The following is a 25,863-nucleotide window of genomic DNA, read 5'->3' on the forward strand; positions in this document are numbered from 1 at the left end:
AGCGGTAGGGTTTTTCCAACGGCTAGCTGCCGACCATGTTTTTCAATGTTGAAGAAATGAGTGTGCCATGAGTGGAAAATACGAGCTCTACGCAGAACGATCCGGCGGATTCCAGTTTCGGCTGAAGGCCAACAACGGCGAAGTGATCGCAACCTCCGAGAGCTACCACTCCAAGGCGGAGGCCCTCAAGGGCATCGAGGCGCTGAAGACCCACGTCAAGTCGCACGTGGTCGACATGACGGAACCGGAAGACTGAGCCCGGAAACAGCCGGCTACCAGGGCGTGACCGCCCACCCGCACGCGCGCCGTTAGGCGGCGAGCTGCTCCCCGGTCAGCAATTCCGCGGCGAGCAGTTCGAGGGTGCGCTCCCGGGCCGGTGAGGCGAACGGGTCCGCATCCGTGTGAGCGGACGCGATCGGCTGCAGCATGACCTCGTCGACCCCGAACTGCGCCGCGAGGGCACGGATGCGCGTTGCAGCACCGACGGGCTCGTCGATGATCCAGGCGGCGGCCATCCGTTCGACCATGCCGAGCAGTGCCGGCGTCATCGGTGCGGCGGCGGCCTCCTCGACCGTGGCGAGGGGTCCGAGCGGCAGGCCTGAGCGCAGGCGCGCCATCTGCTGCATCTGCGGCAGCGCGAGGGCGAGGGCCTCTGCTTTCGTGTCGGCGACCGCCACGTTCAGGGTGAGGATCGTGCGGGGTGCGTCGAGGGTCTCACTGGGCGTGAACCCGCGGCGGTACAGGTCGAGGGCCTGGGTGGTGCCGTCGCCGGCGAAGTGGTTGGCGAAGACGTAGGGCATGCCCTGCCGGGCCGCGAGCCGGGCCGAGTACTCGCTCGAGCCCAGCAGCCAGATGTCGGGCATCCCGGTGGCGGCGGGCGTCGCGTGCAGGGTGTACTCCTGGCCGGAGGTGAGGCTGAGCGAAGCCCCGTCGGGGTGCAGCAGCGCGGCGATGTCGGCGATGTTGCGCGGGAACGCGTCGACCTCGCTCACGGCGCCGCTCGAGCGGAGCAGCGCGGTGATCATCGGGTCGCTGCCGGGCGCACGGCCCAGCCCCAGGTCGATGCGACCGGGGAAGGCCGCCTCGAGGATGCCGAACTGCTCGGCGATGACGAGCGGCGAGTGGTTGGGCAGCATCACTCCCCCGGAGCCGACCCGGATGCGTTCGGTCCGCGCGGCGAGGATGCCGATCAGCACGGGCGGGTTCGTCGACGCCACCGCCTGCATATTGTGGTGCTCCGCGACCCAGTACCGGGTGTAGCCGAGGCGGTCGGCGCTCTGGGCGAGACGCACGGCTGCCGCGATCGCCTGAGCGGAGCTCTGGGGGGTGCGGACGGGAATCAGATCGAGCACGGACAGGCTCAGCGCGGAGGTAGACATCGCTGGGGAAAACCGCGCCGGGCCCGGGGATATTCCCGTTCCCCACTCCCGGACATACGAAACGGGCCGCCACCTTGAAGGTGACGGCCCGTTTGTAAGAAGATCGCGGTGTCTTCGAAAAGTGCCTTAGCGGCGCAGTCCGAGGCTGCCGATCAGCGTGCGGTACCGAGTGATGTCGACATCCGACAGGTAACCGAGCAGACGACGGCGCTGACCAACCATGAGAAGCAGGCCACGACGTGAGTGGTGGTCGTGCTTGTGCTCTTTCAGGTGCTCCGTGAGGTCCAGGATGCGCTGCGTGAGCATGGCAATCTGCACTTCGGGGGACCCGGTGTCGCCTGGGTGGGTAGCGTACTTTTCGATGATCGCCTTCTTTGCATTAGCTTCGAGTGCCATAGATGGGATCCCCTTTCTCTCACTGCGCGGTGCCCGGGGCCGAATGCCTGGGCTCTCTTGATCCGCGGCCGTCAAACGGCAACCCACCGAGTTTAGCAGAGTCGGGGCGGCCGGCAGCTCCGCGCGGCGATCCCGGGCGGGACGGCGAGCAGCTGGGGGGGGGGGGGGTTCGTGCAGGGGCGCCGAGGATGTCCGGGCCCTAGGCAGGCACCGGCCGGTGCCGGAGTGAGAACTTGGCCCGCTTCGTGATCGACTCGTCGGGGCCGTCCCAGACCTTGATCATCGCCCAGCCCACGGCCACGAACGGCACCGCGAGCACGGCCCCGGCGATGCCGCCGAGGATGGTGCCCACGGTCAGGGCGATGAGGATCACCAGCGGATGCAGCTTCAACGAGCCCGCCATCACCACCGGGTTGAGCAGGTCGCCCTCGATCTGGTTGACCACGACCACGATGGCCACCACGATCAACGCCACGAGGGGACCGTTGGCCACCAGGGCCACCAGGGCGGCCAGGATGCCTGCGACGGTGGCCCCGATCAGCGGGATGAACGCCGTCAGGAACACGATCACGGCCAGTGGCAGGGCCAGCGGCACCTGCAGGATGGCCAGCCCGATGCCGATCAGTACGGCGTCGAAAAGGGCGATGATCGCAGTCCCTCGCACATACTGACCGAGCACCGTCGGGGTGACGTCACCGATCCGGTGTGCCCGCTCGAGCGGCCCGCCGTGCAGGAACCGGAGGAAGAACCCCCAGATCTGGCCGCCGTCCTTGAGGAAGAAGAACAGGATCACCAGCACCAGCAGGGCCCCGGTGACCAGTTCCACCGCGGCGGACACGCCCGCGAGGGCGCCGGTGCCGAATTGCGCGCTGGTCACGAAGCCCACGATCGCGTTCCGCACCGCGTTGAACTGCTCGGAGTCCAGCTCCAGCGGCCCGTCCACCAGAAGCCCTTGCAGCTCGTCGAGCCCGTCGCTGGCGGCCACCACCAGCGCACCCCACTGGTTGCGCACCGCGAAGACGATGAGCGTGACGATGCCGCCGAGGATGAGCGCCCCCGCCAGCAGGGTGATCCACGTCGCGAGGATCCTCGGCAGGCCGCGCTTCCGCAGCCAGCCGACCAGCGGCGCCAGCGCCGAGGCCAGGATCAGCGCCACCAGCACGGGGATGACCACGAGTTTCACCTGGACCAGGGCGTAGACGGCGCCGCCCGCCAGAACGATGACGACGATGATCTGGGCAGAGCGCACGGCTATCCGGCCGAGTCGGTCGGTCAGCAGGGTCTGCAGAGGCTGGTGTGAGGTGTCGGCGGCGCGCATGCCTCCACCATAGGCACGTGTCCGGCGCCGGGATACGGCCCTGGAATCAGGGGCTCCTGAGCAGCGGCCGACCGCGCCTCAAACGTGGTTCCCGCATCGACGTCTGAGGCCCGCGCGTCGAAGGTCTACCGCGTCGCCGGCTCGACCTGCTCGACCTGTTCAACCTGCTCGACCGGCTCCGACTCGGTCAGGTTCGCCTGCTCGGCGACGTCCGATTCCGCGCGGGCGTGCTCCACCGGATGCTTGCGACGCCAGAGCTTCCACCGGCGCTGTTCCCCATCGGAGAGGGCCGCGGTGATCCGGTCGTCCATCTGGTCGCCGAAGTGGTCGTCGAAGTTCTGCTCCAGGTGGTCGGTGACCTTCTTGCTGATCCGTCCGGCCAGCTCTTCCCGGCGCTGGCGCCGTTCGAGGCGCACCAGCACCTGATGCTCTTCCTGGAAGGCCTTGTAGGTGGCGAAGCACATGCCGATCATCACCACGCTGACCGGGATGGCCGTCAGGATGGCCCCCGTCTGCAGTGCCGCGAGGCCACCCGCCAGCAGGAGCGCGATGGCGACGAGCCCGCCGAGGCCGGCCCAGAGGATGCGGCTCCACTTGGGTGGGTTCGTGTCGCCGCCGGAGGCGAGCATGTCGATGACCAGCGATCCGGAGTCGGCCGAGGTGATGAAGAAGATCGCGACCACGATCACGGCGAGCACCGAGAGCACTGCGCCGAACGGCAGGCCGGAGAGGAAGTCGAAGAGCACGTTCTCGGGGATGATTCCGACCTCCGGGTCGAACAGGCCACCGCCGCTGCCGTCCCAGGCCTGCTTGATGGCGCTGCCGCCCATCACCGCGAACCACGCGAACGTCACCAGGGTGGGCACCAGCAGCACGCCGGCCACGAACTCGCGCACCGTGCGGCCGCGCGAGATCCGGGCGATGAAGACGCCGACGAACGGCGCCCACGAGATCCACCAGCCCCAGTAGAAGACGGTCCAGGCACCCTGCCAGTCGAGGCCGGTCTGGCCGGTGAAGGAGCCGGCGTCGAACGTGAGCCCGACGACACCCTGCAGGTAGCCGCCGATGGATTCGACGAATACGCGCAGCAGGTAGAGCGTGGGGCCGAGGAGCAGCACGGCCACGAGCAGCAGCCCGGCCATGCCGAGGTTGATGTTCGAGAGCCACTTGATGCCCTTGCCCACACCGCTGACGACGGATGCCGTGGCGATCAGGGTGATCACGACGATGAGCCCCACGAGCAGGGTGTTGTCGACCTCGCCCACGACGCCCAGGTGGTGCAGGCCGGCGGCGATCTGCTTGACACCCAGCCCGAGGGAGGTGGCCACGCCGAAGAGGGTTCCGACGATCGCGATCACGTCGATGGAGTCGCCGAGGCGCCCACGCACCCGGTCTCCGAGAAGAGGTTCCAGGGCCCAGCGGATCGAGACGGGACGTCCCTTGCGGTGGATGGCGTAGGCCAGCGACAGGCCGACCACGGCGTAGATGGCCCAGGCGTGGAAGCCCCAGTGCAGGAACGTCTGTGACATGGCTGCCGCGGCCAGCTCCTGGCTGCTGCCCGTGACGCCGGGCTTCGGGTCGGTGAAGTGGGTGAGCGGCTCGGCCGTGCCCCAGAACACCAGGCCGATGCCCATGCCGGCGGCGAAGAGCATCGAGAACCAGGACATGAGCCCGAATTCGGGCACATCGTCGTCCTGGCCGAGTTTGATGTCACCGAACCGGCTCATCCCCATCCAGACCGCGAAGACCACGAACCCGGCGACGATGATCAGGTAGTACGGTCCCAGGCCGGCCACGACCCAGCCCTGTAGCAGGCTAAGGGTGTCGCCCGTGCGGGTGGGGAAGACGATGGCGATGACAACGATGGCCAGGATGATGATCAGGGCCGGGAAGAAGACCCGGGGCGCCGGCACGATCTTGCCGCGGTGGCGGGACCGGTCCGGGCGACGCTCATCGGGACGGTTGGGTACGGGGTTTGGTGCGGTCACGTCGTGCTTTCTGGATCGGGAGCATGGTCCGCGACCGGCAGGGAGAGGCCGGTGCGGAACGGAGAGCGTGTCAGCGCCTCGTCCACGAGGCCTGCAGCGAAAACGGGACCCGGGTCCAGAAGTGGAGGCGGGCGCCGGAGGGCGAATCCTCCAGACTACAGCCCGTGGGGCTTCGAGCTGACGGCCGCTCAGCATCTCCCGTGCTTCCGCTCAGGTCCTCAGCCGCCGCATCACGGCCGGCATCTGCTCCAGAACGGCCTCCGATCCGGTGTAGACGCCGCTGCTGCGCGGCCAGTGGCAGATCACATCCGTGAAGCCGAGGGAAGCGGCGCGGCCGACGGCATCCTCGAAGGCGGCCATGCTCCGCAGTGAGTAGCTGCCGCCACTGTCGAGCGACAGGTACCGGTCGATTCCGGCCGGGTCACGGCCCAGGGCGAGCGCCGTATCGTCGAGCCGGTGCGCCAGGGCGGCGACCGAGGCCCACCAGGCGTCGCCCTCCGCCCCGTCGGCTCCCGTCGTCACCCAGCCGGAGCCGTGCGTCGCCGCGAGGCGCAGCCCCGTGGGCCCGTTCGCGGCGATCACGAACGGAACCCGCGGCTGCTGGGCCGGCACGCCGACCATGCGGGCGGCGACCGCGCTCGCCCATTCGCCGCTGAAACTGATGCCGCCGCCACCCGGTTCTTCGTGGCGCAGTAACACGTCGAGGTGCGTGACGAACTCCCTGAAGCGCTCCGAGCGCTGCTTCGGGGTGTACTCGGGCTGGCCGAGCACGGTGGCGTCGAACCCGGTCCCGCCCGATCCGACACCGAGCAGGAATCGCCCGCCCGCGATGTCATCGAGCGTGGCGATTTCCTTGGCGAAGGTCACCGGATGCCGGAAGTTCGGTGACGAGACAAAGGTGCCCAGCCGGATCCGGGAGGTGACGACCGCCGCCGCAGTCAGGGTCGGAATCGTCGCGTGCCACGGCTGGTCGGCCAGGGACCGCCAGGACAGATGGTCGTAGGTCCAGGCGTGATCGAAACCGAGGCGCTCCGCCTCCTCCCAGCGGCGACGGGCAACGGGCCACGAGTCCTGCGGGAGAATGACGATTCCGAAGCGCATGCTGTGAGTCTACGGAGCGCCTTCGCACACGCCTTCTCGGCCGCAGGCGGTGGTGCTATTAATGATGCGCGACCGGCATTCTTTCCTCCTCAGGCAGCCGGTCCGCCAGCTGAGGACAGCAGACCCCCGCGGCGGCAAGCGGCCCACGTTCCGGATGCCGCCGCGGGCCTTCCCAGGCCGGGTCGACCGCTCGCCGGGTCCAATCGGCCTATTCCTGTGGTGCGCGTCACCGGCAGGTGCCACACTCGAGCCATGACAGGCTCAACGCACAAGGCCACCCGGTGCGCGATCGTGCCGCCCTACCTCTTGGTGCGGCTGGCCCGGGTCGACGATCCCCGGCTCGCAGCAGCAGCCGAGGCAGCGAGGCGGTCGCTGATGCGGGACACGCCGATCCGCGACCTGCGCGCGGCGAAGCATCCGTCGCCGCCCCGCCCCGGCGTGAGCGGCGCCGCGCCGGTGCGCGGCCGTCTCGACCGGGCCGTGTCGGATGCCGGCAGCCTGGAGCGCCTGCCGGGCCGGCTGGTACGCCGCGAGGGGCAGCCGCCCGGGGCAGACCCGGCGGTGACCGAGGCCTGGGAGGGTCTCGGCGACACCCATTCCCTCTTCTGGAACGTGTTCGAGCGTGACTCGATCGATGACCGCGGTCTGACGCTGGAAGCGACCGTGCACTACGGCCGCAACTACGACAACGCGTTCTGGGACGGCGAACGCATGGTGTTCGGCGACGGCGACGGCCAGGTCTTCAACCGGTTCACGTCCTCGGTGACGGTGATCGGGCACGAACTCACGCACGGAGTCACCCAGTTCACGGCCGACCTTGCCTATGAGGGGCAATCCGGCGCGATCAACGAATCCCTGTCGGACGTTTTCGGGTCCCTGGTGGAGCAGCACGCGCGGGGCCAGTCCGCTGCCGAGGCCGGGTGGCTGATCGGGGAGGGGCTCTTCACCGATCAGGTGCAGGGGGTCGCGTTGCGGTCGCTCAAGGCGCCCGGAACCGCCTACAACGACGATGTACTCGGTAAAGATCCGCAGCCGGCGCATCTGTCCGGCTACATCGAGACCGAAGACGACAACGGCGGGGTGCATCTGAACTCCGGCATCCCGAACCGGGCGTTCTACCTCGTGGCCACCGCGCTCGGCGGCAACGCGTGGGACACGGCCGGCCGAATCTGGTTCGACACGCTCACCTCCGGCACGCTCCCCCGCACAGTGGACTTCGCCGGGTTCGCCCGGGCAACCTCGCGGGCTGCAGTCACGCGCTACGGCGCCGGTTCCCGCGAGCACGACGCGGTCATCGCCGGGTGGAGCGAGGTCGGCCTGGGCGGCGGGCTCGGTGCCGGCTGGGGCACCCGATCCGCGTCCCGACCGGGGAGTTCGCCGGTCGCCGGCCGCGCCTTCGTCGATCCCGGCATCCGACCGGAGTAACATCGGCCCCATGAAGGTCGTCGTCTCCAGAAGCGGTGGCTTCGCCGGCATCCGCACCACCTGGGAGGTCCAGGTGGACGAGCAACCCGACCGGTCCGCCTGGGCGGAACTTCTCGGCGGGCTGCCGTGGGACGCGGTCTCCGAGACCGCGCCGCAACCCGACCGGTATGTCTACCGCATCCGCTGCGCCCCGCACGAAGTCGTGCTCGGCGAGCAGCAGGTCTGCGGGCCCTGGAAAGAACTCATTGACCGGGTCAGAGGCGTGAATGACGCCTCCTGAACCATCCGTCGTCGCATCAGCCTGAGGATCCCCTGTTAGAGTGGCACTGATAAAGGGGGCTCGCCATCGCTAATCTGCCGGCTGTAAAATCTTCACGTTCTTTCTTCCGTCCTTCGGCATTGAACCACTCGATTGCGTTGGCACTGGGCCTCCTCCTCGCGGCGTTCGTCCTGAGCGCGTCGCCCCTGATGGCCGCCTCAGCTGCGCCGTCGTCACCGGACGTCAACCAGTGCAACGGCACCGACAACGTCGGAGGCCAGGCTGTGGTGTGTGATATCACCATCACCAACAACTACGACCTGGACGCCAACACGACCAGTTCGACCGTGACCACGAGAGAATGCCACGGCTTCGCCGGCGCTCCGCCATCGATCACCTGCGAGACCCTGACCGAGTCCTATCCGCAGCTCACGCTGACGGCCACGCAATGCAACGGCTCCGGCAACAACGGTGGCTCGAACGTCATCTGCAATGTCTCGATCATCAACAACATCACAGGCTCCTTCACCACCACCGCCGCGACCGTCAACCAGTGCCTCGAATCAGGTACCGGCGGCGGCACCCAGCCGACGGTGGACTGCGACCCGCTGCAGAACACCAACCTGGCCACCGCCACCATCGTCCAGTGCAACGGCTCCGGTAATGGCGGCGGCGGCACCGACCGGGTGAACTGCACCGTCGGCGCGTCAACCCAGACGTCCGCTCTTCCGCTGATCAAGGTCAATCAGTGTGTCGGTTCAGGCACCGGCGGCGGCGCGACCGTGGACTGCTCCACGCGCCTGACCAACAACGTCGTTCCTGCGGCCGAGATCCCCCCGGTCGACACTGAGACCGACACGCCAACCGAGTCCGAGACCGAAACAGATACCGTGATCGAGACGGAGACGGCGTCCCCGATGGTGGCTCCCATCGTCGCGGCCGCTCCCGAACTCGCCGCGACCGGCGTCGACTCGGCTCCACTGCTCATCTCCGTCGGCACAGGCTTCCTGCTCCTCGGAGTCGGTGCGCTCCTGGCCATGCGGCGCACCGTCGCGCGCCCGGTCCGACAGGACTGACCGGTTCGCTGAACAGCGCAAAACGCGCCCACCTTCCCGTCGGGAAGGTGGGCGCGTTTTTTTGGTGCCCGGCACCTGCTCGCGCCGGCCCGGACCGCGTGGGACTATGAGTCATGGAAACCAACGACCTGTATCCGGTTCAGAATCTCACCGAGGACGACTGCTGGGATCTCCTGATCTCGTCCAGTTTCGGGCGACTGGCGCTGAGCATCTCCGGTGAACCGGACATCTACCCGGTGAACTTCGTTGCCGTGGACAAGCGTCTGCTGTTCCGCACCGCCGAGGGCACGAAACTCCTCGAGCTCACGGTGAACAATCGGGTCGCCTTCGAGACGGACGGCGTCGGCCGGAGCGAGGCGTGGAGCGTCGTGGTGCGCGGCGAGGCCCGTGTTCTCGAGAAGGAAACCGAGATCGAGGCCGCAGATCAGCTGCCGCTGCGCCCGTTGATCCCGACCCTGAAGTACATCTACGTTGAGATCGTCCCGACAACGGTCACGGGCCGCCGGTTCCAACTCGGCCCGGAACCCGACCGATACTAGGCGCAGGTGTTTCGAGCCCAGGCTCGGTGTCGTCCTGATCAGCGTGCCGAGCTGGGCGGAGCCATCGGCCAGCCGTTCAACGTGCACCCCCGCCTCGGCGCAGGTTGTGGAAGGTGGCGCACGGTAGAACGTGCGCCGGCTTCCACAGGGTGCGCCGCGGCGCACCGGGGCCGGTCAGGCCGGAGAGTCGGCGGTGAGGCTGAGCAGGCGCAGGAGGGCGTCTGCGTAGGCATCCGCGGGGTCAGCGGCGTCGAACGCTTCCGGTGAGCCGGCCAGGTCGACCGTGACCCGGTAGCGGTCCTCGCCCAGACGGGCCAGGGAGCGGAAGCTGGTGCTCAGCAGGTCGCGCAGCTGGTCCTCGCGGGGAAGCCACAGCGCATCCTCGAGGGCCAGGGAGTCCAGAGCCCACTCGGTCGTGCCGTTGAAGCCGAGGATGGTGCCCGTGTCGAACTCGTGCGGCTCGATCGTCATGTCACTGACCGTGAACACATCGCTCTCGAAACCGGTGCGTTCGATTCGAAAGGCGTCTCCGGACAGGGGCCGCCAGCGCAGCCCGGCGTCGGCCAGGGCCCGAGCACTATCGATTGAGATCATGAGGCCGACTCCGCCCAGTAGCGTTTTGTGGAGAACGATGTTCCCGGGGCGCTGTCAGCAGCGGATGCGCGCAGTCGCCCCGAATAACGCACGCGCGAATCGACCACGATTCGGGACGATTCGCACGTGCGTGCATCAGCGTGAGGCCTAGCGGGTGCCGAGCAGGTCGATCACGAAGATCAGGGTCTGGCCGGAGAGACGGTGTCCTCCGCCGGCGGGACCGTAGGCCAGGTGCGGCGGGACGACGAGCTTGCGACGTCCGCCGACCTTCATTCCGGGGATACCCTGCTGCCAGCCGGCGATGAGCTGGCCAAGCGGGAAGTTGATCGACTGGCCGCGGCTCCAGGAGGAGTCGAACTCGTCGCCGGTGTCGTATTCGACACCCAGGTAGTGCACGTTGACGGTGGCGCCGGGGGTTGCCTCGGCTCCCTCGCCCACCACGATGTCGGTAATGGTCAGTTCCACGGGGGCCGGGCCCTCGGGAGCGTCGAGTTCGGGCTTGGTATTCAGATCAGTCATCCCCCTATCCAATCGGATTCGGCGCCCGCACGCACGTCGAGAATTCCCCCTTGCGCGAACGCCTGTACAAGGCGCACCATGTCAGTAGAACTCGCTGCACCGGGAGAGTTGTCGGCAGTGCCACACCACCGGGGCGGCGAGTCCTTTTGCCCTCACACCGGCCCGATCACACCGGCCCGATCACACCGGCCCGATCACACCGGCCCGATCCCGCTGGATCAGGCCCAGCAGCTCGGACTCGTCGGCCCGGTCGACGTTGACGAAGGTTCCGTTCAGCATCCGTTGCCGGGCGAAGGCGAGGCGGGTGGAATTCTGGATGAAATCACGCATCGCCTGTTTGCGGGCCGGTGGCTGCCGGGCTGCCCAGGCACGGGCCTGCCGACGGCCGCCGCGGGTGGCCAGCATGCCCACCTCGGCGAGGCTGAACCAGCCTGCCGCCGCGTACTCCCGGAGCCGGAGCGAGGTGACGCGTTCCTCCTGGCGTCGGAGCACGATCACGACGGCGATCGCGGCCAGGAACAGGGGCACCTGCACGACCAGGTAGTAGACCACGAGCGACTCGCCGGCCACGAGGTAGAAGGCGCCGTTCCATACGAAGTGCAGGAACATCGCCGAGACGAACCCCAGCACGATCGTTCCGACGGCCGCCGCCGGGCGCATCCGGGACGCCAGTCCGCAGGCGATCCCGATGCAGGCGGTGAACATGACGTGCGCGAACGGGGACAGCACACCGCGCACCAGGAACGTGAAGCCCAGGTTCGCGGCGCCGCCCTCGATCATCGCCACCCCGAAGTACTGGATGTTCTCGGAGAAGGCAAATCCGGCGGCGATTGTCGCGGCGTAGACGACTCCGTCGACGGGCCCGTCGAAACGGTGACGGAACACCCAGAAGATCAGCAGCACCCCGGCGCCCTTGGCTGCCTCCTCGACGAGGGGCGCCTGAACGACGGCCGCGGCGAAACCGCCATCCGTTTCGCTGATCCCGGTGCCGGCCCGGGCCAGTTGCACGCCCAGGTCGAAAAGCAGGGCGGTCACGACGGACACCCCGGCACCCCAGAGGAAGGCGAACCAGAGGGCCGGTCGCGGTTCCGGTTCCCAGCGGTCGATCCAACGCACCGCGAGCAGGATGCCCAGCAGCGGGATGAGCGCCAGAATCAGGCCGACCAGCAGCGTGCCGGCACCCAGGAAGGTGGCCAGGTACACGAAGACCAGGAACAGCGCGGCCGCCGCGATGACGATGCCGACGATCGCCAGCGCGACGAGGCCGGGACGGGTGCGGCGCACCGGGGCGGTCCAGACCGGACGCACCGGCTGGGCGGCCGGCTGCACGGCCGCCGGCGCGGGGCCGGCCGGATGCTCGTGCGGGGCGGCGGAGTGCGCCGCAGGAGGCTCGTGGGTCATGCCCACCAGACTATCGGCGCGCTCAGACCTCGAACATCGTGCCGGGGTTGAGGATCCCGAGCGGGTCGAATACGGCCTTGATCTGGCGTTGCAGTGCAAAGCTCTGGTCGCCGAGCTCCTCGGCCAGCCAGCGGCGCTTCAGCTGCCCGACCCCGTGCTCGCCCGTGAGGGTGCCACCCAGTTCGAGGGCGGCACGGAAGAGCTCACCGGCCGCGGCCCACACCGCCTCGGGCACGACCGGCTCCGCGTTGCCCCGGTGCGGGTCGACGGGAATCACGAAGTTGGGGTGCAGGTTACCGTCGCCGGCATGAGCCACGGTGGGGATCGGGATGCCCGTGCGGGCGCTGATCTCGGCGATCCGCCCGAACATGTCGGCGAGCCGGGATCTGGGCACGCAGACATCCTCGATCAGAACCTCGCCGTGGGCGGCGAGCGCCGGGTGCGCTGCCCGGCGCACCGCCAACAGACGATCGGCGGATGCGGCATCACTGGACACGCGCACCTCCCCGCCCGCACCGCGCAGCACGGCCACGGCCTGCTGCGCCTCGGCCTGGCTCGCCGGGCCATCCGTCTGCACCAGCAGGAACGCACCTCCCGTCGGGACTCCGTCCGTGAGCTCGGGGCCGAGGTAGGCCACGATCAGGGCCAGGGCCACCGGATCGATCAGTTCCATCACGGCCGGGCGAAGCCGGGCCGCCGTGACGAGAGCGGATGCCGCGGCCGCCTGCGCCACGTCGGGGAACACGGCGCCGATCGTGACGGTCTCGCCCGCGGGCACGGCCCGTGCCCGCACGGTGGCCTCGACGATCACGCCGAGAGTGCCCTCCGAGCCGGTCAGCAGGGCGGTCAGGTCGTAGCCCGTGACGCCCTTGACGGTGGCTCGCCCGGTCTTCAGCAGGCTGCCGTCGGCGAGCACCACCGTGAGCGCCAGCACCGCCTCCCGGGTCACGCCGTATTTGGCGCAGAGCAACCCGCCCGCGTTCGTGGCGATGTTGCCGCCCACCGTGGAGATCGCCCGGCTCGCCGGGTCGGGCGCGAACCACAGTCCGTGGGCGGCGAGGGCGGCGTTGAGGTCGCCGTTCAGCACGCCCGGTTCGACCACGGCCAACTCGTCCTCCGGCCGGATCAGGACGATCCGGTTCATTCGCGCGAGGCTCAGCACGATGCTTCCGTTCGTGCCGCACGCTCCCCCGGCCAAACCCGTACCCGCACCGCGGGTGATCACCGGGATGCGGTCTTCGGCTGCGATGCGCAGCGTGGCCTGCACGTGCCGGGCGGATGCCGCGTGCACGATCGCGAGCGGCATCCCCGGGGCCACCCATCCCGACTTGTCGGTGCGCGTGGCGGCGAGCTCAGCCGGATCGACGCTGACGTGGGTGCCGAGCTCGGCCTGTAGGCGCTCCAGTGCGGTCATGGGCCCACAGTACCGGCAGCGACACCGGCACCGCGCCGAGGGTCGGCCGTGGCCGATTCCCGCTGGTGCGCGTCCGTCGACGGTGTCAGGCTGGACCGGTGACCAGCACCCGCCCCGCCGTGCCCGACCCGGCCTTCGCCGAACGGTACCGTGCCATGTCCTCCCGGGACTCCCGCTTCGACGGGCAGTTCATCACGGGCGTGCACTCCACCGGGATCTACTGCCGGCCCAGCTGCCCGGCCGCCACGCCGAAGCCGTCGAATGTGTCGTTCTACCTGACCAGCGCGGCCGCGCACGAGGCCGGCCTGCGGGCTTGCAAACGCTGCCTGCCCGACGCCGTCCCCGGGTCGCCGGAATGGGACATCCGTGACGACCTGGCGGCCCGGGCCATGCGGCTGATCGGAGACGGCCTGGTCGAACGGGAGGGCGTACCCGGGCTCGCCCGTCGCCTCGGCTACAGCGAGCGCCACCTCACCCGGGTGCTCGTCTCCGAACTCGGCGCCGGGCCGCTCGCACTCGCCCGGGCGCACCGCGCGCAGACCGCCCGGATGCTGTTGGTCGGCACGGATGTCCCGATCACCGACGTGGCCTTCGCCGCCGGGTTCGGCAGCGTGCGCCAGTTCAACGACACCATCGCCGCCGTCTACGAGCGCACCCCGACCGAGTTGCGCCGCGCCTATTCCCCCGCGAAGCCCCCCGGCTGCGAGAGCGCACTATCTGCCCCCTCAGCGTCCCCGAAGGGGCAGATAGTGCGCTCTCGCGAGGTGGTGGACGGCGGGGGCGGGACGGGGGGCGGGACGGGGATCAGTTTGCAGCTGGTGGCCCGGGCTCCGTTCGACGGGGTGGGGGTGCTGCGCTTTTTGGCCGCACGGGCGCTCGCCGGGGTGGAGCAGGCGACGGATGCCCGCTACGCGCGCACGCTGCGCCTGCCGGCCGGCCCCGCGACGGTGGAGCTGACCCTGACGGGGCCGCCGTCCGCACCGGGCGTCACCTGCCGTGCCCGTCTGACCAGCCTCGCCGACCTGGCCCCGCTCGTCAGCCGGGTGCGCCGGCTCCTGGACCTGGACGCGGATTCGCAGGCGATCGACCGGGCGCTGTCCGGGGACCCGCACCTCGCGGCCGGGGTCGCGGCCACGCCCGGGATGCGCGTGCCCGGCAGCCTCGACCCGGAGGAAACGCTGTTTCGCGCACTGATCGGCCAGCAGGTGTCCGTGGCCGCCGCCCGCACGGTGCTGACCCGGCTGGCCGAGGCGCTCGGCGAGCCGCTCCCCGGCGCGGATTCGGCCGACAGCGCGGCCGACAGCGCAGCCGACCGTGACGCGCACACCGCCGGCAGCGCCCAGGCCGGGCACTCCGCACCTCTCACCCGGTTGTTCCCGACCGCCGAGCGGATCGCGGCCGAGGGACGCACCGTGCTGCGCGGCCCGGCCAGCCGGGTCGACGCGATCATCCGGGTGGCGGAGGCGCTCCGCACGGGGGACCTGGTGCTCTCGTTCGGTCAGAGCCGGGAAGACCTCGAGAGCCGGCTGATGGCTCTGGCCGGGATCGGGCCGTGGACGGCCGGCTACGTGGCCCTGCGCGTGCTGGGGACCCCGGACATCCTGCTGACCAGCGACCTGGCCCTGCGGCAGGGGGCCGGGCGGCTCGGCCTGCCCGCGGATGCCCGCCACCTCGCCCGTCACGGGGCCGCCTGGGCACCGTGGCGCAGCTATGCCGGCATGCACCTGTGGCGCGCGGCGGGCGCCACGACGGGCGCCACGACGAGCGCCGCGAACCGGGACCTCTCCCCGGCCAGCTAGCCTGAAGAGGTGAAATTCGCCCACCTCAGAGTTGAAGGTCAATCCACTCCGCGTCTCGCCGCCGTTTTCGACGAGGCTGCCCTGTTCCTCGACGAGATCATGGACGAGGCCCCCCGCGACCTGCAGGACCTGATCGAAAAGGGCTCCGACGAGTACGACCGGGTGCGTGCCCTGAGCCAGAACGCCGCAGCGCAGGGAGCCACCCTCACCCCGCTCAGCGAACTGCGCTACTCGTCCGCCGTGCTGCGCCCGCCGCAGATCATCGCGATCGGCGCGAACTACGCCGCCCACTCCTCCGAGCTGAAACTGCGCGTCGAGACGGCCGCGACCGTGTTCTCGCTCTGGCCCAACTCCCTCACCGGGCATGAAGCCACGATCACGTGGCCGACCGATCTGACCGGCCAGGTCGACTACGAGGCCGAACTCGGCGTGATCATCGGCACGGCCGCCCACCACGTGTCGGTGGCGGACGCACTCGATCACGTCTTCGGCTACACGGTCGTCAACGACATCACGGCGCGCGACCTGCAGTTCTCCGAAGCGCAGTGGTCACGGTGCAAGTCATTCGACGGCTTCACTCCCACCGGGCCGGTCGTCATCACGGCCGACCAGATCGCCGACCCGCAGGACCTGTGGCTCACCACCCACGTCGACGGCCGCGTCCTGCAGGATGCCTCGAGCGGTGACATGGTGCGCTCGGTCGCCGAGATCATCTCCTACCTCTCCAGCACCGCCACCCTGCTGCCGGGCACGCTGATCTCCACCGGCAGCCCGGGTGGCGCCGGCTACAGCCGCAAGCCGCCGGTCTTCCTGCGCGACGGCTCGACCGTGACGATCACGATCGACAAGATCGGATTCCTGACCACGCACTGCCGCGCGATCTGACCGGGCGCACAATGTCCGAACAGCACGACAGCTGCGCTCCCACGCGAAGGAAGGCAGGCCGGATGACGATATCCGTTGTGATCCCCTGCTACAACGACGCGGTTTTCCTGGAGAAGTGCCTCGAGGCTCTGGCTCTGCAGGACCGCTCGCCCGACGAGGTGATCGTCGTCGACAATGCGAGCACGGATGCCTCGGCGGAGATCGCACTCTCCGCCGGCGCCCGGGTCGTGCGTCTGCCGCAGCGGGGCATCTGGCCGGCGGCGGCGGCCGGCTACGACGCGGCAACGGGTGACGTGATCGCCCGGCTCGACGCCGACTCCGTGCCGCCGGCTGACTGGCTGGCACGGATCGAGTCTGCCCTGGTGGACTCCCCCCGGACGGATCTGGTCACCGGACCCGGTGATTTCTACGATTGCAGCCCGCTCGTGGCCTGGCTGGGCGGCACCTTCTATATCGGCGGCTACTTCTTCTGGACGCTGTTCTGGCTGGGCCACCGCCCGGTTTTCGGCTCGAATTTCGCCATGCGCCGGGCGGTCTGGCTGGAGGCCCGCCTGCGGGTCCACCGCGACCGTGACGACATCCACGACGACCTCGACCTGAGCCTGAACCTGAGTCCGATGGTGAAGGTGCGGTACGACCCCACGCTGCGGGTCGCCATCTCCGGCCGCCCCTTCGACACCTGGAGCGGCTTCGCCCGCCGGGCACGATGGGGCGGCCGCACGTTCCTGCAGGACTGGCCGGCGGACAACCCGTGGCGCCGGCACGCAACCCGGTCCGCGATGCGGCTGCACCGGGCGGGGCTCAACCGGGTCCAGCGCCCCCGGGTCGGCCGCTGACCGTTCCCCGTCTGGTCAGCCCGGCGATCTGCCGCGGCGGGAGCACCCGGGGTGCCCGGGTCGCCGAGCGACCATCACCCCGGGTTACGGCGCGGTCGAGTCGTCCCGGCCGTCGAGAGCCAGTAGTTGCTCCTCCACTGTGCCGCCGTACCCTTCCTTCTGCGGGTCGCCGTGCAGGCCGCCGGACACCGCGTACTCCTCCTCCGGAGAGAGCACGAGGCGCTTGCGCCCGTAGAGCGCGAAGATCAGCAGCATGACCACGTAGACCACGGCCACCGCCGCGATCGCCGGGCGGGCCGGCTCATTGATGAAGAACCCGAAGAAGATGGCCAGGGAGAGGATGCCGGCGATCACGGCCCCGGGAACACCCCACGGGCTGCGGTACGGCCGGTTCGCGTTCGGGTACTTCTTGCGCAGCACGACGAACGAGATCATCTGCAGGATGTAGGCGATCACGGCCCCCCAGACGGCGATGTTCAGCACGATCGCCCCGGCGACGCCGCCGGTGCCGCCGAGCGCGTCGACGAGGATCAGGGCCACGAAGCCGATCAGGGCCCCCACGAGCAGCGCCACGGCGGGGGTCTGGCGGCGGCCGGTCAGGGAGAGGAACTTCGGGTAGTAGCCGGCCCGCGAGAGGGAGTACATGTTGCGTCCGTAGGCGAACATGATTCCCTGCAGGGAGGCCAGCAGTCCGACCAGGGCGAACAGGGCGAGCACGGCGGCGGCCTCGTCGCCGACCATCGCCCGGAAGCCGTCGAGCAGAGGCTCCCCGGCGGTGGCGATGTTCGACGCCCCGACGATTCCGGTGTTGAGCACCAGCACGAGGATGCCGGTGACGATGAGGGTCGAACGGGCGATGAGACCAGCTCGCGGGATGTCCCGCACCGGGTCGTGCGCCTCCTCCGCGGCCAGCGGGAGCTCCTCGATGCCGAGGAAGAACCACATGGCGTAGGGCAGCGCGAACAGGATCGGCACCACACCGAACGGCAGGAATTCGGACTGGCCGGCCTCCGGGGCGATATCGAACAGGTTGTCGACGCTGAACAGGCCGGAGAAGGCCGCCATCACGGAGAACACCAGCAGGATGCCGATGGAGACGATCGAGACCACGATCGCGAACCGGAACGAGATCGCGGCGCCGGCCGCGTTCAGGCCGATGAACACGGCGTAGAGGATGGCCCACCACGCCCAGGCAGGCAACGACACTCCGAGCAACTCACTCGTGATGCCGTCGGCGTAGGACGCCGAGAAGTACACGATCACGGCGGTGGTCGCGACATATTCGATGGTCTCGGCCAGCCCGGTGACGAAGCCGCCCCACGGCCCGAGTGCCGCCCGGGCGAAGGAGTAGGCCCCGCCCGTGTGCGGCATCGCCGACGCCATCTCACCGATCGCGAAGATCATGCCGTAGTACATGACGATCAACAGGGCGAAGGCGATCAGCATCCCGCCGAAGCCGGCGAAGTCGATGCCGAAGTTCCAGCCCGAGAAGTCTCCGGAGATGACCGCGGCGACAGCCAGGCCCCACAATCCCCAGATGCCGGCGGTGCGCTTGAGCTTGCGTTTCTCGAAGTAGCCTGCCTCAGCCGTCGTGTAGGTCACGCCCGAGACGTTCAAGGTGTCTTTGGACATCCTGGTTTCCTTTGCGCTCTGGTTGCGCGCCTCGGCAGACGAGCGGCAACGCCGTGAGTTTTCTTGGCATGACTATAGGGCTCCAATGGTGGTGTGTACATACCTTTATGGTCCCGTTTCCGGCGGGATCGTACGGATAAATTGGCCGTGGCCGCGTGCGCGATGTGTGGTCTAATGGTCGGAAGTTCTCGATTTGACCGCCTCGATGAGGAGAAGTTGATGACACTCAGTTCCGGAAATCTCACGCTCGAAGACCTCACGGCACTGGTGCGGGTCGGTGAAATCGACACGATCGTCGTTGCCTTCACCGACATGCAGGGGCGGCTGGTGGGCAAGCGGGTCTCGGCGCGGCTCTTCCTGGAAGACGTGGCGAGCCACGGCGCGGAATGCTGCAACTACCTGCTCGCGGTCGACGTGGAGATGAACACGGTGGACGGCTATGAGATGTCGAGCTGGCGGCGCGGCTACGGCGACATGGCCATGATCCCCGACCTCGGCACGTTGCGCCGGGCGCCGTGGCTGCCCGGTGCCGCCCTCGTCACGGCCGACCTGCAGTGGCTCGACAAGACCCCGGTCGTGGCGTCCCCGCGCCAGATCCTGAAGGCGCAGCTGGCGCGCCTGGCGGATCGCGGGCTCGTTCCCTACGTGGGCACCGAGCTGGAGTTCATCGTCTTCGACGACGGTTACCGCGAGGCCTGGAAGAAGGGTTACCGCGACCTGACCCCGGCCAGCGACTACAACATCGACTACGCCCTGCTCGGCTCCACCCGGATGGAGCCGTTGCTGCGGGACATCCGCAACGCCATGGACGGCGCCGGCATGTACTGCGAGGGCGTCAAAGGCGAATGCAACCTGGGCCAGCAGGAGATCGCGTTCCGGTACACCGACGCCCTGGCCACCTGCGACAACCACTCGATCTACAAGAACGGGGCCAAGGAGATCGCGGACGCCCACGGCAAGAGCCTGACCTTCATGGCCAAGTTCAACGAGCGGGAGGGCAACAGCTGCCACATCCACATCAGCCTGCGCGGCACCGACGGGTCCGCCGTCTTCGCCGAGAAGGATGCCGATTACGGCATGTCTCCGTTGTTCCGCCACTTCCTCGCCGGTCAGCTCGCGGTGATGCGTGAGCTGACCCTCTTCTCAGCACCGAACATCAACTCGTACAAGCGCTACGTCAGCGGCAGCTTCGCACCGACCGCCATCGCCTGGGGAATCGACAACCGCACCTGTGCCCTGCGCGTGGTCGGTGCCGGCCTCGGCCTGCGGGTGGAGAACCGGGTTCCGGGCGGCGACGTGAACCAGTACCTGGCCGTGGCCGCCCTCATCGCGGCCGGCCTCTACGGCATCGAGAACGAACTCGAACTGGACGACGTCTTCGTCGGAAACGCCTACGAGAGCGACGCGGAACGCGTGCCGGCCTCACTGCGGGAGGCCGCCGCCCTGTTCGCAACCTCGGTGGTCGCCCGGGAGGCGTTCGGCGATGAGGTCGTCGACCACTATCTCAACAACGCCCGGATCGAGCTGGAGGCCTACGACGCGGCGGTCACCGACTGGGAGCGGGTGCGCGGTTTTGAACGCCTCTGATCCCGGGAACGTCTCTGAACCCCGCTCATCTCGCCCCATCATCGGCCTGACCACCTATCTGGAGCAGTCCCGGACCGGTGTCTGGGACGTGCCCGCCGCCTTCCTGCCTCAGGTCTACTTCGACTCCGTCATCCAGGCGGGCGGCATCGCTGTGCTGCTGCCGCCGCAACCCGTGGACGCGGCCATCGCCGACCGGGTGCTCGACGGCCTTGACGGGCTGGTGATCACCGGCGGCAAGGATGTCGACCCGGCCCGCTACGGCCAGGCGGCGCACGTGGCCACGGATGAGCCCCGGCCGGACCGTGACGCGTGGGAACACGAGCTGATCCACCGGGCCATCGCCCGGGAGCTGCCGCTGCTCGGCATCTGCCGCGGCGCCCAGATGCTCAACATCGCGCAGGGCGGCACCCTGCACCAGCACCTGCCCGACGTCATCGGCCATGGTGGCTACCAGACCGGCAACGGCGTGTTCACGATTGTGGACGTGCACGTTGAACCGCACTCGAAGCTGCACGGGCTGCTGGATGCCGTCGATGTGCCGCTGCCCGTTCCCGTCTACCACCACCAGTCCATCGACCGGGTCGGCGCCGGCCTCTCCGTGACCGCACGCACCGGGGACGGAGTGGTGCAGGCCGTGGAACTCACCGACGTTCCGTTCGGGGTGGCCGTGCAGTGGCATCCGGAGCAGCACGAGGACCTGCGCATCTTCGCGGGCCTCGTCGACGCGGCGGCCCGCTACCGGACCGACCGGGAACAGTCGAACCGCCAGGAAAGGGACCACCCGTGAGCAGCTACACCGTCATCAATCCGGCCGACGAGACACCGGGAGCCGTGGTCGAACACCTCGACACGGATGCGACCGACGAGGCGGTCGCGCGGGCGGTGGCCGCGCAACGGCTCTGGGCCCGGGTGGCCCCCGCCGACAAGGCCGCCGTGCTGCGCCGCTTCGCGGAGGCCGTGGACGGGGACCGGGAGAACCTGGCCCGCATCGAAATGGCCAACTCGGGGCATCCGATCAGCCAGGCCCGCTGGGAGGCCGGCCATGTGCGCGACGTGCTCACCTACTACTCCGCCGCCCCCGAGCGCCTGTTCGGCCGCCAGATCCCGGTGTCCGGCGGGCTTGACCTCACCTTCCAGGAGCCGTTGGGTGTGGTCGGCATCATCACCCCGTGGAACTTCCCGATGACCATCGCGGCCTGGGGATTCGCCCCCGCCCTCGCGGCCGGCAACGCCGTGCTGCTGAAGCCGGCGGAATGGACGCCGCTCTCCAGCATCCGTCTGGGCGAACTGGCCCGGGAGGCCGGCCTGCCGGAGGGTTTGTTCCAGGTGCTGCCCGGCCGCGGTTCGGTGGTCGGCGAACGGTTCGTGACCCACCCCCAGGTGCGGAAGGTCGTGTTCACCGGGTCGACCGCTGTGGGCAAGCGGATCATGGCCGGCTGCGCCGCCCAGGTCAAACGGGTCACCCTGGAACTCGGCGGCAAGAGCGCCAACATCGTCTTCGCCGACTCCGACCTGGAGAAGGCCGCCGCCGCGGCGCCGTCCGGGGTGTTCGAGAACGCCGGCCAGGACTGCTGCGCCCGCAGCCGCATCCTGGTGGAACGACGCGTCTATGACCGGTTCCTGGAACTGCTCGAACCGGCCGTCGCCGCCGTGCGCGTGGGCGATCCCGCCGACGAGGGCACCGAGATGGGGCCGCTCGTCTCGGCCGCGCACCACGCTGCGGTCTCGGCCTATGTTCCGGAGGGCTCTCCCGTCGCGTTCCGCGGCAGCGCTCCGACCGGCCCGGGCTTCTGGTTCCCGCCGACCGTGCTCACGCCGGACTCCCGTACCGACCGCTCGGTCACCGACGAGATCTTCGGACCCGTCGTCACCGTGCTGCCCTTCGACGGGGAAGAGGATGCCGTGAGTCTCGCCAATGACACCGACTACGGTCTCTCCGGCTCGATCTGGACGCGGGACGTGGGCCGGGCGATCCGGGTGGCCCGGGCCGTGGAGTCCGGGAACCTGTCGGTCAACTCGCACTCCTCGGTGCGCTACTCCACCCCGTTCGGCGGATTCAAGCAGTCGGGCCTCGGCCGGGAACTGGGCCCGGACGCCCCGCTCTCGTTCACCGAGACCAAGAACGTCTTCATCGCCGTCGACTGAGCCCGCATCCCCGTCACCCCCCCCGATCCCCGATTTCATTCAAGGAGTCAGCATGAGCAGCCTCACCCCCATCGACCTCACCCAGCGGCTCGCGGGCCGCGTCGCCGTGATCACCGGCGGCGCCAGCGGCATCGGCCTGGCCACCGCGAAGCGGTTCGCCGCGGAAGGAGCGACGGTCGTGATCGGCGACCTCGACGAGACAGCCGGGCTCGCGGCCGCCGACCTGCTCGACTGCCTCTTCGTGAAGGTGGACGTGACCGACGAGGACGAGGTCAACGCACTCTTCGACACCGCGTACCTCACCTACGGCGCCGTTGACGTGGCATTCAACAATGCCGGCATCTCCCCACCCGACGACGACTCGATCGAGACGACCGAGCTGCCTGCCTGGCAGCGGGTGCAGGACGTCAACCTGAAGTCGGTGTACCTGTGCTGCCGGTCCGCCCTGCGCTACATGGTGAAGCAGGGGCGAGGGTCGATCATCAACACCGCCTCGTTCGTGGCCGTGCTCGGCTCCGCCACCAGCCAGATCTCGTACACCGCCTCGAAGGGCGGAGTGCTCGCGCTCAGCCGCGAGCTGGGTGTGCAATTCGCGCGCCAGGGCATCCGGGTCAACGCCCTCTGCCCCGGCCCGGTGAACACCCCGCTGCTGCAGGAACTGTTCGCGAAAGACCCGGAACGCGCGGCCCGCCGCCTGGTGCACATCCCGGTCGGGCGATTCGCGGAACCCGAGGAGCTCGCGGCCGCGGTGGCCTTCCTGGCCAGCGACGACTCGTCATTCATCACAGGCTCCACGTTCCTGGTCGACGGCGGCATCAGCTCGGCCTACGTGACGCCGATGTAGCGGTCCGGGAGGGCAGGCAAACCGTGATGGGATGGGAGACCGACCAGAAGCCAGGACCAGGACAGTGACCGACGACGAACAGCCCGGACTCGACAGCGGACTGCTGCTGCGCCCCGTGCACAGCGGCAACGCCTTCGAGGAGACGGTGCAGCGGCTGTTGCAGACCGTTCGTCTCGGCCTGATCGCACCCGGTGAGCGGCTTCCCGCCGAACGTGAACTCTCGACCATGCTCGCCGTGAGCCGGGACACGTTGCGGGATGCGATCGCGTCCCTGGCCGAGGCCGGCTACCTGGTCTCCCGGCGCGGGCGCTACGGCGGCACTTTCGTGAGCGAGTCCCTCCCCCGGCAGACCCCCGGCCCGGGCGCCGAGGGCGGCCTGGCGGCACGCCGGGACATCCCCGTGGCCGAGATCGAGGATGCGCTCGCCCTGCGGGAGATCCTTGAGGAGGGCGCCGCCCGGCACGCCGCCGCACGCACCCTGTCCCCCGCCGAGCGCGAGGTGCTGTGGAACAGCCTGGCCGATTCGATCGGCGCCACCGGCGAGGACTATCGCCGCCTGGACTCGAGGCTGCATCTCACGATCGGCGAGCTGGCCGGCGCCCCGTCGCTGGTGCCGCTGCTGGCCGAGGTCCGGATGCGGGTGAACGAGCTGCTCGACAGCATCCCGTCGCTCGGCCCGAACATCGCGCACTCGGACCGGCAGCACGAGCAGATCGTGACCGCGATCCTGACCGGCCGGCCCGATGCCGCCGCGCAGGCGATGGCCGAGCATCTGGCCGGCACCGCCCTGCTGCTGCGGGGCTTCCTGGAGTAGGAGTGCAGCGTTGGGCTGCCGTACGTCAGATCAGGAACGCGAACGGCAGGGCCAGCAGTCCGAGCGCCAGTGCCAGCAGCACCAGCAGCAGCGAGCCGGCCAGCAGCACCGCGTTGAGCACGATGCCCCAGATCGCGAGGGTGCGCGCCTGCGGTTCCCGGCCGAGGGCGAGGATGCCGGCGACGAGGCCCGCGATGGGCACGAGGAAGGTCCAGCCGGCGAGGATCGACACGAGGCCGAGCACGAGGCTGGACACGGCCAGGGGGCTGCTCGCCGCGGGGAGGGGTTCGGCGGTGTAGGCCGGCGCCTGGTCGGGAGCGATGCGTGACATGGGTGGTTCTCCGTTCGATGGTTCGGTGGGGAGCAGCGGATGCCACTCTCCCACCGACACTACGGAGCATCCGTGCCGGCGCCCATGGGGTTAGCCCCCGAATCGAACCGGGGGGAACACGAGCGCCGCAGGGTGCGTCCCGGCCGACCGGGTTACGCGCCGAACCAGACCTCGATCGGGCCGCGCACGAAGAAGACCAGGAAGCCGACCGCGACCGCCCAGAGCAGCGGGCTGATCTCGCGGGCCTTGCCGGAGAACGAGCGCACCAGCACCCAGGCGATGAAGCCCGCGCCGATGCCGTTGGCGATGGAGTAGGTCAGCGGCATCACGATGATCGTGAGGAACACCGGGAGCACGATGGAGAACTCGGAGAAGTCGATGAACCGGATCTGGGACACCATCATGGCCCCGACGATGACGAGGGCGGCAGCAGCCACCTCGAGCGGCACGATCTGGGTGAGCGGGGTGAAGAACATGGCGGCGAGGAAGAGGAGGCCGGTGACGATGTTGGCCAGCCCGGTGCGCGCACCCTCGCCGATACCGGCGCCGGACTCGATGAAGACCGTGTTCGAGGAGGCGGAGCTGGCTCCGCCGACGACGGCTCCCACTCCCTCCACGATCAGGGCCGACTTCAACCGGGGGAAATTACCCTTCTCGTTGGCGACGCCGGCCTCATTGGCCAGGCCGGTCATGGTGCCCATGGCGTCGAAGAAGTTCGTGAACACGAGCGTGAACACGAGCATCGAGGCCGCCAGCACGCCGATCCGGTCGAAGGCGCCGAAGGAGACCTGGCCGACGAGGCTCAGGTCGGGCAGCGAGACGATGGAGGTCGGCAGCACCGGGGCGTTCAGGTTCCAGCCGTCTGGGTTCTGCCCGAACGACGGCCCCACTTTGAAGATGGCTTCGAGGACAACGGCGATCAGCGTGGTGGCGACGATTCCGATCAGCAGCGCTGCCTTCACCTTGCGGGCGACCAGGATGCCGAGGATGATCAGGCCGAGCACGAACACGGCCGTCGGCAGGCTCACGACGGAGCCGTTCTCGCCCAGCTGCACGGGCGGCGACGCCACACCGCTCGAGCGCACGAATCCGGAGTCGACCAGGCCGATGAAGGCGATGAACAGGCCGATGCCGACCGTGATGGCGATCTTCAACTGACGTGGCACGGCGTTGAAGATGAGCTCCCGCATGCCGGTCGAGGCCAGCAGCACGATGATGAGCCCGTTGATGACGACGAGCCCCATGGCCTCAGGCCAGGTCACCTGGCCGACGACGCTCACGGCCAGGAATGAGTTGATCCCGAGACCGGCGGCGAAACCGAACGGCAGCCGGGCGATGGCGCCGAACAGGATCGTCATGACGCCGGCGGTGAGAGCGGTGACAGCAGCGACCTGACCGTTCGGCAGCCAGCCGCCGACCACGTCGACCGCCGCCTGGTCGGCGCTGAAACCGCCGAGGATGAGCGGGTTGAGGATGACGATGTAGGCCATCGTGACGAACGTCACCAGGCCGCCGCGGATCTCACGGCCGTAGGTCGAACCGCGCATCGTGATTTCGAAGTAACGGTCGATGCGGGCCTTG

At 69.1% G+C, this 25,863-nt stretch carries 25 protein-coding genes; 13 read left to right on the forward strand and 12 right to left on the reverse strand.

Annotated elements, in window-relative coordinates; all coding sequences use genetic code 11:
• The first annotated feature begins 67 nt into the window (after nt 1-67).
• Nucleotides 68-256 (forward strand): YegP family protein, encoded by a 189-nt coding sequence (locus tag E3T49_RS14825; protein ID WP_134425674.1) that lies wholly within the window; start codon nt 68-70, stop codon nt 254-256.
• A gap of 52 nt (nt 257-308) precedes the next feature.
• Here E3T49_RS14825 and E3T49_RS14830 read toward each other — a convergent pair whose 3' ends face one another.
• From E3T49_RS14830 to E3T49_RS14850, 5 genes are all read right to left on the reverse strand, one after another.
• On the reverse strand, nt 309-1,379 hold the full coding sequence (locus E3T49_RS14830) for an LLM class flavin-dependent oxidoreductase (protein ID WP_134425675.1): 1,071 nt from the start codon (nt 1,377-1,379) through the stop codon (nt 309-311).
• Between the two features lie 126 nt (nt 1,380-1,505).
• Nucleotides 1,506-1,775, reverse strand: a complete 270-nt coding sequence (gene rpsO / locus E3T49_RS14835; RefSeq protein ID WP_104101100.1) for a 30S ribosomal protein S15 — start codon at nt 1,773-1,775, stop codon at nt 1,506-1,508.
• Between the two features lie 199 nt (nt 1,776-1,974).
• Nucleotides 1,975-3,093 (reverse strand): AI-2E family transporter, encoded by a 1,119-nt coding sequence (locus E3T49_RS14840; RefSeq protein WP_134425676.1) that lies wholly within the window; start codon nt 3,091-3,093, stop codon nt 1,975-1,977.
• A 125-nt stretch (nt 3,094-3,218) separates the two neighbouring features.
• A complete protein-coding gene (locus E3T49_RS14845) occupies nt 3,219-5,081 on the reverse strand; it encodes a BCCT family transporter (protein ID WP_241972849.1) in 1,863 nt (620 codons plus the stop codon).
• Between the two features lie 210 nt (nt 5,082-5,291).
• On the reverse strand, nt 5,292-6,182 hold the full coding sequence (locus E3T49_RS14850) for an LLM class flavin-dependent oxidoreductase (RefSeq protein ID WP_134425678.1): 891 nt from the start codon (nt 6,180-6,182) through the stop codon (nt 5,292-5,294).
• A 252-nt stretch (nt 6,183-6,434) separates the two neighbouring features.
• Here E3T49_RS14850 and E3T49_RS14855 point away from each other — a divergent pair, with 252 nt between their 5' ends.
• From E3T49_RS14855 to E3T49_RS14870, 4 genes are all read left to right on the forward strand, one after another.
• Entirely contained in the window at nt 6,435-7,607 is a 1,173-nt protein-coding gene (locus E3T49_RS14855; protein ID WP_134425679.1) for a M4 family metallopeptidase, read from the forward strand.
• Nucleotides 7,608-7,617: 10 nt separating this feature from the next.
• Nucleotides 7,618-7,887 carry a protealysin inhibitor emfourin gene (locus E3T49_RS14860; protein WP_134425680.1) on the forward strand — a complete coding sequence of 90 codons (270 nt, stop codon included), beginning with the start codon at nt 7,618-7,620 and terminating at the stop codon, nt 7,885-7,887.
• Between the two features lie 119 nt (nt 7,888-8,006).
• A complete protein-coding gene (locus E3T49_RS14865; protein WP_134425681.1) occupies nt 8,007-8,942 on the forward strand; it encodes a hypothetical protein in 936 nt (311 codons plus the stop codon).
• Nucleotides 8,943-9,055: 113 nt separating this feature from the next.
• On the forward strand, nt 9,056-9,481 hold the full coding sequence (locus E3T49_RS14870; protein WP_134425682.1) for a pyridoxamine 5'-phosphate oxidase family protein: 426 nt from the start codon (nt 9,056-9,058) through the stop codon (nt 9,479-9,481).
• 174 nt (nt 9,482-9,655) lie between these two features.
• On the opposite strand, the gene E3T49_RS14875 is transcribed toward E3T49_RS14870, so the two are convergent.
• The 4 genes from E3T49_RS14875 to E3T49_RS14890 form a co-directional block, all read right to left on the reverse strand.
• On the reverse strand, nt 9,656-10,075 hold the full coding sequence (locus E3T49_RS14875) for a hypothetical protein (RefSeq protein ID WP_134425683.1): 420 nt from the start codon (nt 10,073-10,075) through the stop codon (nt 9,656-9,658).
• 147 nt (nt 10,076-10,222) lie between these two features.
• Nucleotides 10,223-10,594, reverse strand: a complete 372-nt coding sequence (locus tag E3T49_RS14880) for an FKBP-type peptidyl-prolyl cis-trans isomerase (protein ID WP_198414267.1) — start codon at nt 10,592-10,594, stop codon at nt 10,223-10,225.
• A 180-nt stretch (nt 10,595-10,774) separates the two neighbouring features.
• On the reverse strand, nt 10,775-11,995 hold the full coding sequence (locus tag E3T49_RS14885; protein WP_134425684.1) for a PrsW family intramembrane metalloprotease: 1,221 nt from the start codon (nt 11,993-11,995) through the stop codon (nt 10,775-10,777).
• 22 nt (nt 11,996-12,017) lie between these two features.
• Nucleotides 12,018-13,409 (reverse strand): FAD-binding oxidoreductase, encoded by a 1,392-nt coding sequence (locus tag E3T49_RS14890; RefSeq protein ID WP_134425685.1) that lies wholly within the window; start codon nt 13,407-13,409, stop codon nt 12,018-12,020.
• A gap of 155 nt (nt 13,410-13,564) precedes the next feature.
• Here E3T49_RS14890 and E3T49_RS14895 point away from each other — a divergent pair, with 155 nt between their 5' ends.
• The 3 genes from E3T49_RS14895 (at nt 13,565) to E3T49_RS14905 (ending at nt 16,929) form a co-directional block, all read left to right on the forward strand.
• A complete protein-coding gene (locus E3T49_RS14895) occupies nt 13,565-15,208 on the forward strand; it encodes a DNA-3-methyladenine glycosylase 2 family protein (RefSeq protein ID WP_134425770.1) in 1,644 nt (547 codons plus the stop codon).
• A gap of 9 nt (nt 15,209-15,217) precedes the next feature.
• Nucleotides 15,218-16,093 (forward strand): fumarylacetoacetate hydrolase family protein, encoded by an 876-nt coding sequence (locus E3T49_RS14900; protein ID WP_241972850.1) that lies wholly within the window; start codon nt 15,218-15,220, stop codon nt 16,091-16,093.
• A 62-nt stretch (nt 16,094-16,155) separates the two neighbouring features.
• The gene (locus E3T49_RS14905) at nt 16,156-16,929 is read left to right on the forward strand and encodes a glycosyltransferase family A protein (RefSeq protein ID WP_134425686.1); all 774 of its coding nucleotides are present in this window, start codon (nt 16,156-16,158) and stop codon (nt 16,927-16,929) included.
• 84 nt (nt 16,930-17,013) lie between these two features.
• On the opposite strand, the gene E3T49_RS14910 is transcribed toward E3T49_RS14905, so the two are convergent.
• The gene (locus tag E3T49_RS14910; RefSeq protein WP_134425687.1) at nt 17,014-18,561 is read right to left on the reverse strand and encodes an amino acid permease; all 1,548 of its coding nucleotides are present in this window, start codon (nt 18,559-18,561) and stop codon (nt 17,014-17,016) included.
• 219 nt (nt 18,562-18,780) lie between these two features.
• Here E3T49_RS14910 and E3T49_RS14915 point away from each other — a divergent pair, with 219 nt between their 5' ends.
• The 5 genes from E3T49_RS14915 (at nt 18,781) to E3T49_RS14935 (ending at nt 23,951) form a co-directional block, all read left to right on the forward strand.
• Nucleotides 18,781-20,148, forward strand: a complete 1,368-nt coding sequence (locus E3T49_RS14915; protein WP_134425688.1) for a glutamine synthetase family protein — start codon at nt 18,781-18,783, stop codon at nt 20,146-20,148.
• Nucleotides 20,135-20,935, forward strand: a complete 801-nt coding sequence (locus E3T49_RS14920) for a gamma-glutamyl-gamma-aminobutyrate hydrolase family protein (RefSeq protein ID WP_241972851.1) — start codon at nt 20,135-20,137, stop codon at nt 20,933-20,935. The genes E3T49_RS14915 and E3T49_RS14920 overlap by 14 nt, the downstream gene beginning before the upstream one ends.
• Nucleotides 20,932-22,293 (forward strand): aldehyde dehydrogenase family protein, encoded by a 1,362-nt coding sequence (locus E3T49_RS14925; protein ID WP_134425690.1) that lies wholly within the window; start codon nt 20,932-20,934, stop codon nt 22,291-22,293. Before E3T49_RS14920 ends, E3T49_RS14925 begins: the two co-directional genes overlap by 4 nt.
• A 52-nt stretch (nt 22,294-22,345) precedes the next feature.
• Nucleotides 22,346-23,137 (forward strand): 3-oxoacyl-ACP reductase, encoded by a 792-nt coding sequence (locus E3T49_RS14930; protein WP_166785575.1) that lies wholly within the window; start codon nt 22,346-22,348, stop codon nt 23,135-23,137.
• A gap of 64 nt (nt 23,138-23,201) precedes the next feature.
• The gene (locus E3T49_RS14935) at nt 23,202-23,951 is read left to right on the forward strand and encodes a FadR/GntR family transcriptional regulator (RefSeq protein WP_241972852.1); all 750 of its coding nucleotides are present in this window, start codon (nt 23,202-23,204) and stop codon (nt 23,949-23,951) included.
• Nucleotides 23,952-23,976: 25 nt separating this feature from the next.
• On the opposite strand, the gene E3T49_RS14940 is transcribed toward E3T49_RS14935, so the two are convergent.
• Nucleotides 23,977-24,282, reverse strand: a complete 306-nt coding sequence (locus tag E3T49_RS14940) for a hypothetical protein (protein ID WP_241972853.1) — start codon at nt 24,280-24,282, stop codon at nt 23,977-23,979.
• 152 nt (nt 24,283-24,434) lie between these two features.
• Nucleotides 24,435-25,829, reverse strand: coding sequence for an NCS2 family permease (locus E3T49_RS14945; RefSeq protein WP_166785576.1), 1,395 nt, complete (start codon nt 25,827-25,829; stop codon nt 24,435-24,437).
• Nucleotides 25,830-25,863: the final 34 nt, after the last annotated feature.

This window comes from Cryobacterium cryoconiti, from assembly GCF_004403065.1.
GTDB lineage: Bacteria > Actinomycetota > Actinomycetes > Actinomycetales > Microbacteriaceae > Cryobacterium > Cryobacterium cryoconiti.

Coding starts and splice junctions, on each gene's coding strand:
- E3T49_RS14850 (WP_134425678.1), bottom strand. CDS start 6,182: ATGCGCTTCGGAATCGTCATTCTCCCGCAGGACTCGTGGCCCGTTGCC.
- E3T49_RS14895 (WP_134425770.1), top strand. CDS start 13,565: ATGTCCTCCCGGGACTCCCGCTTCGACGGGCAGTTCATCACGGGCGTG.
- E3T49_RS14885 (WP_134425684.1), bottom strand. CDS start 11,995: ATGACCCACGAGCCTCCTGCGGCGCACTCCGCCGCCCCGCACGAGCAT.
- E3T49_RS14855 (WP_134425679.1), top strand. CDS start 6,435: ATGACAGGCTCAACGCACAAGGCCACCCGGTGCGCGATCGTGCCGCCC.
- E3T49_RS14825 (WP_134425674.1), top strand. CDS start 68: ATGAGTGGAAAATACGAGCTCTACGCAGAACGATCCGGCGGATTCCAG.
- E3T49_RS14830 (WP_134425675.1), bottom strand. CDS start 1,379: ATGTCTACCTCCGCGCTGAGCCTGTCCGTGCTCGATCTGATTCCCGTC.
- rpsO (WP_104101100.1), bottom strand. CDS start 1,775: ATGGCACTCGAAGCTAATGCAAAGAAGGCGATCATCGAAAAGTACGCT.
- E3T49_RS14910 (WP_134425687.1), bottom strand. CDS start 18,561: ATGTCCAAAGACACCTTGAACGTCTCGGGCGTGACCTACACGACGGCT.
- E3T49_RS14905 (WP_134425686.1), top strand. CDS start 16,156: ATGACGATATCCGTTGTGATCCCCTGCTACAACGACGCGGTTTTCCTG.
- E3T49_RS14840 (WP_134425676.1), bottom strand. CDS start 3,093: ATGCGCGCCGCCGACACCTCACACCAGCCTCTGCAGACCCTGCTGACC.
- E3T49_RS14870 (WP_134425682.1), top strand. CDS start 9,056: ATGGAAACCAACGACCTGTATCCGGTTCAGAATCTCACCGAGGACGAC.
- E3T49_RS14945 (WP_166785576.1), bottom strand. CDS start 25,829: ATGCGCGGTTCGACCTACGGCCGTGAGATCCGCGGCGGCCTGGTGACG.
- E3T49_RS14940 (WP_241972853.1), bottom strand. CDS start 24,282: ATGTCACGCATCGCTCCCGACCAGGCGCCGGCCTACACCGCCGAACCC.
- E3T49_RS14880 (WP_198414267.1), bottom strand. CDS start 10,594: ATGACTGATCTGAATACCAAGCCCGAACTCGACGCTCCCGAGGGCCCG.
- E3T49_RS14860 (WP_134425680.1), top strand. CDS start 7,618: ATGAAGGTCGTCGTCTCCAGAAGCGGTGGCTTCGCCGGCATCCGCACC.
- E3T49_RS14875 (WP_134425683.1), bottom strand. CDS start 10,075: ATGATCTCAATCGATAGTGCTCGGGCCCTGGCCGACGCCGGGCTGCGC.
- E3T49_RS14915 (WP_134425688.1), top strand. CDS start 18,781: ATGACACTCAGTTCCGGAAATCTCACGCTCGAAGACCTCACGGCACTG.
- E3T49_RS14930 (WP_166785575.1), top strand. CDS start 22,346: ATGAGCAGCCTCACCCCCATCGACCTCACCCAGCGGCTCGCGGGCCGC.
- E3T49_RS14890 (WP_134425685.1), bottom strand. CDS start 13,409: ATGACCGCACTGGAGCGCCTACAGGCCGAGCTCGGCACCCACGTCAGC.